Origin of the sequence: Acinetobacter sp. AKBS16 (assembly GCF_002899995.1) — a bacterium.
GTDB lineage: Bacteria > Pseudomonadota > Gammaproteobacteria > Pseudomonadales > Moraxellaceae > Acinetobacter > Acinetobacter baumannii.
This window is the reverse complement of the sequence record NZ_POYH01000095.1, coordinates 69109-78030: the sequence shown is the minus strand read 5'-3', so window position 1 is coordinate 78030 and position 8922 is coordinate 69109. Positions and strand designations below refer to the sequence as shown.

The 8922-nt window shown below is 35.1% G+C and carries 10 protein-coding genes and 1 pseudogene; 9 read left to right on the top strand and 2 right to left on the bottom strand.

Annotated features, from left to right (window positions below; genetic code table 11):
* On the top strand, positions 1–228 hold a 228-nt coding region (locus tag C1642_RS17585; RefSeq protein WP_322869421.1), incomplete at its 5' end, for a sodium/glutamate symporter.
* 52 nt (positions 229–280) lie between these two features.
* Here the strand turns inward: C1642_RS17585 and C1642_RS17580 are convergent.
* Positions 281–1183 carry an ATP-binding protein gene (locus C1642_RS17580; RefSeq protein WP_000423653.1) on the bottom strand — a complete coding sequence of 301 codons (903 nt, stop codon included), beginning with the start codon at positions 1181–1183 and terminating at the stop codon, positions 281–283.
* 96 nt (positions 1184–1279) lie between these two features.
* Between C1642_RS17580 and C1642_RS17575 the strand changes: the two genes are divergently transcribed.
* Together C1642_RS17575 and C1642_RS17570 are read left to right on the top strand one after the other, a co-directional pair.
* Positions 1280–1978 carry a FadR/GntR family transcriptional regulator gene (locus C1642_RS17575; RefSeq protein ID WP_000572517.1) on the top strand — a complete coding sequence of 233 codons (699 nt, stop codon included), beginning with the start codon at positions 1280–1282 and terminating at the stop codon, positions 1976–1978.
* A 27-nt stretch (positions 1979–2005) separates the two neighbouring features.
* Entirely contained in the window at positions 2006–2197 is a 192-nt protein-coding gene (locus C1642_RS17570; RefSeq protein ID WP_000637306.1) for a hypothetical protein, read from the top strand.
* 68 nt (positions 2198–2265) lie between these two features.
* Here the strand turns inward: C1642_RS17570 and C1642_RS17565 are convergent, their stop codons facing one another.
* Positions 2266–2904 carry a TetR/AcrR family transcriptional regulator gene (locus C1642_RS17565; RefSeq protein WP_000590088.1) on the bottom strand — a complete coding sequence of 213 codons (639 nt, stop codon included), beginning with the start codon at positions 2902–2904 and terminating at the stop codon, positions 2266–2268.
* Between the two features lie 583 nt (positions 2905–3487).
* Between C1642_RS17565 and csuAB the strand changes: the two genes are divergently transcribed.
* From csuAB to csuE, 6 genes and pseudogenes are all read left to right on the top strand, one after another.
* A complete protein-coding gene (gene csuAB / locus C1642_RS17560; protein ID WP_103236659.1) occupies positions 3488–4024 on the top strand; it encodes a Csu fimbrial major subunit CsuAB in 537 nt (178 codons plus the stop codon).
* Positions 4025–4098: 74 nt separating this feature from the next.
* On the top strand, positions 4099–4647 hold the full coding sequence (gene csuA, locus C1642_RS17555; RefSeq protein WP_062936572.1) for a Csu fimbrial biogenesis protein CsuA: 549 nt from the start codon (positions 4099–4101) through the stop codon (positions 4645–4647).
* Positions 4648–4652: 5 nt separating this feature from the next.
* Entirely contained in the window at positions 4653–5171 is a 519-nt protein-coding gene (csuB, locus tag C1642_RS17550; RefSeq protein ID WP_103236658.1) for a Csu fimbrial biogenesis protein CsuB, read from the top strand.
* Positions 5165–5998 carry a Csu fimbrial biogenesis chaperone CsuC gene (csuC, locus tag C1642_RS17545; protein WP_153992656.1) on the top strand — a complete coding sequence of 278 codons (834 nt, stop codon included), beginning with the start codon at positions 5165–5167 and terminating at the stop codon, positions 5996–5998. Before csuB ends, csuC begins: the two co-directional genes overlap by 7 nt.
* Positions 5995–8493 (top strand): Csu fimbrial usher CsuD, encoded by a 2499-nt coding sequence (gene csuD, locus C1642_RS17540; RefSeq protein ID WP_103236657.1) that lies wholly within the window; start codon positions 5995–5997, stop codon positions 8491–8493. The genes csuC and csuD overlap by 4 nt, the downstream gene beginning before the upstream one ends.
* Positions 8490–8922, top strand: a pseudogene (csuE, locus tag C1642_RS19860) (Csu fimbrial tip adhesin CsuE); the annotation flags it as partial. The gene csuD and the pseudogene csuE, both read left to right, overlap by 4 nt.

Genomic DNA, 8922 nt, shown 5'->3' with positions numbered 1-8922 from the left:
GTGACTTTCCGTGTAATGGGGAAAAATTACGATGCGGCAGTATTGGCAGCAGGTCACTGTGGTTTCGGTATGGGGGCTACACCAACCGCCGTTGCAAATATGCAGGCGATTACCAATATGTATGGCCCATCGCATAAAGCATTCTTAATTGTTCCGCTTTGTGGTGCATTCTTTGTCGACTTGATTAATGCAACTGTGATTCAGCTTATGTTGAAATTTATTGCTTAATTAAAAAAAGCCCGTAAGGGCTTTTTTTATGGGGCATTTTATAGCCAACAACTTAAACCGTTAAATCTGCTGCACTTAGCATTTCTTGGCCCACAATCATTTTGGCAAATTGATTGGCAATTCTTCCTGAACGGTTGCCTTGCTGAGTTGCATATTGAATAGCTTTTAACTGAATCGTTTCCCAAGTTTCGCGTTGCTGCCATTTGTATTCATTTAGCCAGTATTGAACAGTTTTTAAATACTCTTGTTGGCTAAAGCCATAGAAATTAATTTGTAAACCAAATCTGTCTGCTAAAGAAATCTTTTGTTCAATGCTGTCGCCAGGTCGTAATTCGCCATTTTCCCCGACATTTAACTCGGTATTATCTTTATTGTATTCGGCCACCATATGCTTTCGATTTGATGTTGCATAAATGAGTGTATTGTCTGAACTAGAGGCCAGTGAACCATCTAATACAGTTTTTAAAGTTGCGTAACTTGAGTCACCGGCTTCAAAGGCCAAGTCATCACAAAAGATGATAAAACGCTCAGTACGGTCTTGTAGTAAGTTAATAATCTTAGGCAAATCTTCTAAATACTTTTTCTCAAGTTCAATCACTCGAAGGCCTAAGTGGTGATATTCATTTAAACAGGCTTTTACAATAGACGACTTGCCTGTACCACGTGAGCCTGTCATGAGTACATTATTTGCCAACAAGCCTTTTGCAAAGGCTTCAGTATTTAGTTTTACTTTGGTGAGTTGGCTGTCGATATTGCAAAGATGATTAAAAGAAATGAGTTGAGGTTTGCGGATCGCGACGAGCGAACCTTTATTATTTTCTCTTTCCCATCTAAAGGCGATTGCCTCATCTAAGACATCTACAGAAATTTCTTGGGTTTTAGAAATTTTTTCGACTGCTTGAGTAAGCTTTTGAATTTCAAAAATAAGATTTGAAATTGTCTGACTTAATTCCATGAGCTCAACCTTTAAAAATGCATGAAAGAGAAATTGAACAATTAAACATAGGATGATAGTATCACCGTATGTTTAAGCTTACTAGTACCAATTTTAATGATTGAGCAAATTCAAAAAAGATCACTGGTCGATGAAGTGATTCATGTCATACGTCAGAATATTAAAAATGATATTTGGAAAGTAGATGAGAAAATTCCCACTGAACCTGAGCTTGTTCAAGGTTTGGGTGTGGGCCGAAACACCATTCGTGAAGCAATTAAAATTTTAGAATATTTAGGTGTTTTAGAAGTCAAACAGGGGCTGGGTACTTTTGTACGCACGAAAAATGACTTTTCAATTGTGATTAATTCAATTCATCATTCTGATTTATATGAACACGTAGAAGTAAGATGTTTATTAGAAATCGAAATTGCTAAATTAGCTGCTAGACATAGCACGCCTGAAGATATGCGCGATGTTATAGCGTGTTTAGAACATAGAGCAGCAACAAATCAACAAGATGTTGCTAACTTCATGTTAAGTGATAAGAAACTACATTTGGCAATTGCCAAGGCGACTCATAATAAAGCTTTACAGGCAACTTATGAGTATTTCTTAAACTCAAGCTATCAATACACCTTAGAGCTAGTGACTAATAAAAATTTACCTGACCCAAACCAGCAAATACATAGTGAACTTGTTCAAGCTATTCAACACAAGTCTGAGTCAGAAGCCATGCGAATTGCGGAGTCTATGTTGGCGCCCATATTACGTTCGCTAGATTCAATTAAAGCTGACTTTGTCCAAAACCACTAAATAGCTAGATCAAATACTATGAGTTTTATGATTGTTTCGAACAACTTTGCTGTTCCTTACTATTTAAATGTGAGGAAAGAAAAGGGAATGACGGCTTATTATTGGGCAACTCATCAATCTCAGTTAGCTCTATTTGACTCTTACGAATTGGCTTATCGCTTTTACTTTCCATCTCGACATATTTTGATTCGAAGTGAAATTAAAGCTTTCGCTCAGTAATATAATAATTGAGTACAACATCACCATATATTAAAAACATAGGAGAACTGGCTCCTATGTTTTAAAATTTATGGTTCACTGACTAATCTTAATATATTTTTTAACAGTATACTTCTTAAAAATTCTTTATAACTTTCATCTGTATTTTTGTTCGAATGTTGAACTAAATATCCATTAAGTTGAGTGATTATAATAATCGCTCTTTCTTTATATTCTTCTGAAGATATTTTATTATGAATGGGGAGGATGATTTTATAGATAAGTTCGAGATTATACTTTTGTATGATTGACAAAGCTTCATATACATAGGGCAAATGATCTGAAATAGAGAAAAACTCTTTAAATGCATTTGTGATGATCGGTTGCTCTATTTCATAAATTATATTAGTGATAATATTCATAAACCGAATTAAAGGTGGTTCATTTGCATTCAAATTAATTAAAATTTCAATACGCTGTATATAGTCACAAATTAATTTATTAAGTAAAGCTTTTAATAAAATATCTTTATTTTGAAAATAATGTTGCAAAGTACTTAAACTAATATTTGATTGAGTTGCAACTCCTCTCATACTAAATCCGGAATAACCTTTAGTAAGAAAAACTATTTCAGCATTTCTTAAGATCTGCTTTATTCTTTCTTGCCCTTTTAGAGTGGTAAAGGACTTCTTTATTTGCATAGTATCAAAGGTATCAATTTTGATCATTATCCAGCCTGTAAGTACTATTTAAAAAAAGGCATTCTAAACCATGAAATTAAAAAAATATAAATAAAATATTTAAATTCTATTAAACTAAAATTAGGTCGAACGACCTATATTTTTTTAATCTAGGTCATTCGACCTAATTAATGGTTAAAAAATGGGTCAAATGACTTATTTTTATTTCTTTAGGTAGGGTTAAAATAGGTCATGTTACCTATTTTAATAAAAACAAATAATACTTGTTTTTGTTGTGTGTATAAATAATTGTATTTGAATAATTATTTAAAAAGTATGATCGTTAAAACGATAATTTCTTTTTCTAATTTTTAGCCATTTTAATAAAGTAGGGGTGGGTATTTAATCGGGTGTTTTTATAAGATTAAAAAAAATGATTTTAAATAACTCAACATAGTCTTTTTGTAATATGTGTATACAAGTTAAATAATTGTTATTAAATTGTGAAGAGAATCACACAATAGTAAAAGGTAGTTTGTTTTATATATAAAACAGATTAGCCATATTTTATTTGTCGAGTTTGATTCATTTTGTTCTACAAATCTAATCATTATATATGTAGGTTATGAATATGAAAAACATTCAGAAATCACTTCTTGCAGCATTAATAGTTGCTGGTTATGCGGTAAATACTCAAGCAGCTGTTACTGGACAGGTTGACGTTAAATTAAATATCTCAACAGGCTGTACTGTAGGTGGTAGTCAAACTGAAGGAAATATGAACAAGTTTGGTACTTTAGATTTTGGTAAAACTTCCGGTACTTGGAACAACGTGTTAACTGCTGAAGTTACTTCAGCAGCAACAGGTGGCAATATTTCTGTGACTTGTGATGGAACAGATCCTGTTGATTTTACAGTCGCAATTGACGGTGGTGAACGTACAGACCGTACTTTAAAAAATACGGCTTCTGCTGATGTAGTTGCATATAACGTTTATCGCGATGCTGCACGTACAAACCTTTATGTTGTAAACCAACCACAACAGTTCACTACAGTAAGTGGCCAAGCTACTGCTGTACCAATTTTCGGTGCAATTGCTCCAAATACAGGTACACCAAAAGCACAAGGCGATTATAAAGATACTCTATTAGTCACTGTAAATTTCTAAATATAAAAAAGAAATAATTAATTGAGTAGCAGGTTTGCTCAAAGATGAGTAGACCTGTTTTAAATGGAGGGAAGATGATATTCAATCGTGGTTCAGCATTTATAATTTCTTATTTTTTAATTTCTTTAGTAAATGCGGGTGAAATCGGAGCTAAATTAACTAGTCAAATTGAATTATTGCCTTCTTGTTCTGTTAATAATAATGTTGTAGAAAATAATACGGCAAATTTAAATTTTGGAACTATAGATTTTGGTGAAGCTACCACAGCTTTTAAAGGGGTTTTAGAAGCTAGTTTAGTTAATAATAGTAATTCAGGTTTTCAGATCGAGTGTGCTGGTATTTCAGCTGTAAAAATAATATTTGGAGCAGGAAATAATGATAGTAATATTCCAGCTTCATTTTCACAAAATTATTATCATGCTTTAAGTAATGGTAGAGATTTTATTGCTTATAACTTGCTCTATGGTTTAAATAAACAAGTCATTAAAGCAAATGAAGCTTTTATTCTTAATGATATGAATAATAAAAAGAATATCGATATTTTTGGTCAAGCAGCCCATGATGGTAGTCGTATATCTAAGGGTGAATATAAAGATATAGTACCAATTACGATTGAGTTTTAAGAAAAATGAAATACTTATATTTTAAAGCAATATTTTTGCTATCTGTTAGTCAATTTATATATGCAGCAGATCCTCAGCTTAATTCAAGTTTTAAAGTACAAGCTAAAATTGAAAATGGCTGTTCAATAGATAATATTGAGCAAAACATGGATTTTGGTAAATACTCTGCTTTATCAAAAAATAAAGTAGTGACTAATATTATTAATAGCAAAGGTTCTTGGAATATCCGTTGTACGGAAAGTTTACCTGTAAGTATTTCTATAGATGGTGGTGAAAACCTTCAAAATAATACAAGACGTATGAAGAATGCTTCATCCACTAATTATTTATCTTACAAGCTATATAACTCTAGCAGTTTATCCAATGAATATATTGTAGGTAATAAATATTTATTGCCTGCTACAACACCTACAAACCGTCTGGCAAATTTTGAAATATATGGTGTCGTTGATTTAGAAAATAATAATGAACCCCATGTGGCCGGAATTTATAAAGATACTGTTTCAATAATGATTACATGGTGATTTGTATGAACAATTCTGCATTTATTAAAAATGGCATTTTAAAATCTTTTTTATTTGCAAGTACATTATCACTTGTTACACCTGTGATGGCACAAGCAACTTTTCTAATTTGGCCGATTTATCCAAAAATTGAAGCCAATGAAAAGGCAACTGCGGTTTGGCTTCAAAATACGGGTAAGACCGATGCAATGGTGCAAATTCGGGTATTTAAATGGAATCAAGATGGCTTAAAAGATAACTATAGTGAGCAATCAGAAATTATACCAAGCCCGCCTGTAGCTAAAATTAAAGCAGGCGAGAAGCATATGCTTCGCTTAACCAAAAGCGCCAATTTGCCGGATGGCAAAGAGCAGTCATATCGTCTGATTGTAGATGAGTTACCGATTCGACTTTCTGATGGCAACGAGCAAGATGCTTCTAAAGTAAGTTTCCAAATGCGTTACTCAATTCCATTGTTTGCTTATGGGAAAGGAATCGGCAGTGGATTAACCGAAGAAAGTCAAAAACTTAATGCAAAAAATGCTTTAGCAAAACCAGTTTTACAGTGGTCAGTTCGAACCAATCAACAAGGCCAGTCTGAGCTATATCTTAAAAATAATGGTCAGAAGTTTGCCCGTCTTTCGGCACTGAAAACTTCAAAAACAGGTAATGATATCTCTTTAGGAAAGGCTGCTTTTGGCTATGTTTTATCAAATAGCACTGTAAATTTTGCTATTGATCAGTCGACGGCACATGAGTTGTCAAAAACATCTAAAATTTATGGTGTAGACAGTTCTGGTATTAAACAAGAATTGATCGAAATCACCAAAATGGAGGATCCATCATGATCCTTCGGCATAATAATTTATGCAAAAGTATTTTGCTGATTTTATTGTCGGGTGGATGTTTAAATATTCCAAATACTGTGTTTGCAGGTGATTTGCCTCCACCACCAAGAGACATTAATGAAATTAATCAACTTTTTAAACTGTATCTCGATTTGGTTGTGAACCAATATTCGGTCCAGCAAGTTGTGCCTGTTATTGTGAAAAATGATGAGTACTTCATACAAAAAAAGAAGCTGATTGATGAATTAGAAATTAACATCCCTCAAGAGTTATTAACAAACACTGACACATCTTTATCTAATCAAGATGTTTTGACCTTGGGGTTTAGTGGTGACGCGAGTGATTGGATATCTTTAGATAAATTAAAAGATGTAAGTTATGAATATCAATCTTCGAACCAATACTTTAAGCTCAATTTTCCGCCCGCTTGGATGCCCACTCAAGTTTTGGGTAAAGACTCATGGTATAAGCCGGAAGTCGCTCAGTCTGGTATAGGGCTGCTCAATAACTATGATTTTTATACATATAGACCCTATCAAGGCGGTTCAACCAGTAGTTTATTTACTGAGCAGCGTTTTTTCTCTCCGTTAGGGGTCATTAAAAACTCTGGTGTCTATGTCAAAAACCATTACAAAAATGAAGGTAACGCCGAGTCTGTAGATAATGATGGCTATCGTCGTTATGACACATCTTGGCAGTTTGATAACCAAAAGAATGCTACATCTTTTTTACTGGGTGACATTATTACCGGTAGTAAAACGACATGGGGAACTTCTGTTCGACTAGGCGGTTTTCAGGTACAGAGAAACTATTCAACCCGACCGGATTTAATTACCTATCCATTGCCACAATTTATTGGGCAAGCTGCGTTGCCAAGTACAGTCGATTTAATTATTAATGGGCAAAAGACCAGCTCAACAGAAGTACAGTCTGGACCGTTTATTTTAAATAATGTTCCTTTTATTAACGGTAAAGGGGAAGCTGTTGTGGTTACGACCGATGCAGTCGGGCGTCAGGTCACAACATCGGTCCCATTTTATATTTCTAATACTTTGCTCAAGCCCGGCTTATTTGATTACTCATTGTCTTTAGGGAAAATTCGAGAAGACTACGGACTTAAGAATTTTTCTTATGGAAAATTTGCAAGTGCAGCTGATGCCCGTTATGGGGTAAATGACTGGCTGACTGTAGAAGGACGCACCGAACTTTCTTCAGATTTACAGTTGTTGGGTGCTGGGTCTGTGCTCAAGCTTGCAAATTTAGGTGTGCTGAGTGCCTCTTTTACCCAAAGTAAAGCCGACAAATCTATGTCTGAAGATCGAACGAGAGACTTGGAAGGTAATCAATATACAGTTGGATACAGCTATAACCGTAATCGGTTTGGTTTTAGCATTAACCATAACCAACGTGATGATGAATATACCGACCTTTCACGGCTGCAATATAGCAATTTAATTTCAGTAAATAGCAATAAAAGCTTAACGGCCAATACTTACTTTGCCACTAAAAACTCAGGAACTTTTGGCGTTGGTTATATCAATACCAAGGCGAATGACTTTAAAAATCGCTTCTTAAATTTGTCTTGGGCGCCTGTTTTACCGACTTATATGAATGGCGTGACTGTTTCATTAAGTGCCAACCGTGATTTCATTGAAAAAGAATGGAGTGCTGCATTTCAGCTTTCGATACCGTTGTTTCAGCGAAACGCGACTGTTAACTCAGGTTATGCGTTTAATAAGCAGGGTGATACTGGCTACGTTAACTTCAACCGCTCTGTTCCGTCTGAAGGTGGTTTTGGTGTCGATTTAACCCGACGCTTTAATGAAAATAGTGAAGATTTAAATCAGGCACGCGTCAATTATCGCAACAGTTATATTAATACTGACTTTGGTCTGTCTGGAAACCATGACTATAACTACTGGTTTGGCCTATCCGGTTCCCTAATTTATATGGCAGGTGATTTATTTGCTTCAAACCGATTAGGTGAATCTTTTGCATTGATCGATACAAACCAAGTGCCTGATGTTCTGGTCAGATACGAAAACAGTTTAATTGGCCGCAGTAATAAAAAAGGCCATATTTTTGTGCCATCGGTAACACCTTATTATTCGGGTAAATACAGCGTCGACCCAATCGACTTACCTTCAAACTTTACAATCACACAAGTTGAACAACGGATAGCGGCTAAACGCGGTTCGGGCGTTGTGATTAAGTTCCCTGTTCATCAGTCTATTTCTGCCAATATCTATTTGACTCAGGCAGATGGCAAACCTGTGCCGGTAGGGTCTGTAGTACATAGAGCGGATCAAGAGTCTTCCTATGTGGGAATGGATGGCATTGTCTATTTAGAAAATTTAAAACCGAATAACACCGTAACGGTTCAGCGTTCGGACCAAAGTATTTGTAAAGCAGATTTTTCTGTAGATGTAGAACAAGCCAAGCAGCAGATTGTGGTGGTTAAACCTGTTACTTGTCACGAGGTATCTTTGCCATGAATATAAAAACAAAAAAATTACTCAGACATTTATGTATGTTCTCTGGACTGATGTTGACGGGAAATTTGGCTCATGCTGCATGTAGTGTGAGTGCTTCAGGTACATCCTCTATTTCGGTCCCGTCTATTTACTTAATGGAAAACGGTGAAAACTCATCACAATTTAATTCGGGTTTGTCATGTACGGGTTTTAGCTTGGCTTTAGCAAACATGACTTATTTAAAATATCGGGTTGAGCAAATGTCGAATTCATTTACCAATGCTCAGACCGGAGAAAAACTTAACGCCATTATTTTAGACAGTAACAATGAAATCATTAGTTTAGGCCAAGAAAAAGACATGAGTAGCTTTACGCTGGTCAATCTTTTTAGCGGGCCTGATGGCAATTTACCTTTCTACATACGGCTTCCGGCTGGGCAAAGTGTATCGC

What these genes read in the sequence shown, in the direction of transcription:
- C1642_RS17580 (WP_000423653.1), bottom strand. Translation starts at nt 1,183, where the DNA reads ATGGAATTAAGTCAGACAATTTCAAATCTTATTTTTGAAATTCAAAAG.
- C1642_RS17575 (WP_000572517.1), top strand. Translation starts at nt 1,280, where the DNA reads ATGATTGAGCAAATTCAAAAAAGATCACTGGTCGATGAAGTGATTCAT.
- C1642_RS17570 (WP_000637306.1), top strand. Translation starts at nt 2,006, where the DNA reads ATGATTGTTTCGAACAACTTTGCTGTTCCTTACTATTTAAATGTGAGG.
- C1642_RS17565 (WP_000590088.1), bottom strand. Translation starts at nt 2,904, where the DNA reads ATGATCAAAATTGATACCTTTGATACTATGCAAATAAAGAAGTCCTTT.
- csuAB (WP_103236659.1), top strand. Translation starts at nt 3,488, where the DNA reads ATGAAAAACATTCAGAAATCACTTCTTGCAGCATTAATAGTTGCTGGT.
- csuA (WP_062936572.1), top strand. Translation starts at nt 4,099, where the DNA reads ATGATATTCAATCGTGGTTCAGCATTTATAATTTCTTATTTTTTAATT.
- csuB (WP_103236658.1), top strand. Translation starts at nt 4,653, where the DNA reads ATGAAATACTTATATTTTAAAGCAATATTTTTGCTATCTGTTAGTCAA.
- csuC (WP_153992656.1), top strand. Translation starts at nt 5,165, where the DNA reads ATGGTGATTTGTATGAACAATTCTGCATTTATTAAAAATGGCATTTTA.
- csuD (WP_103236657.1), top strand. Translation starts at nt 5,995, where the DNA reads ATGATCCTTCGGCATAATAATTTATGCAAAAGTATTTTGCTGATTTTA.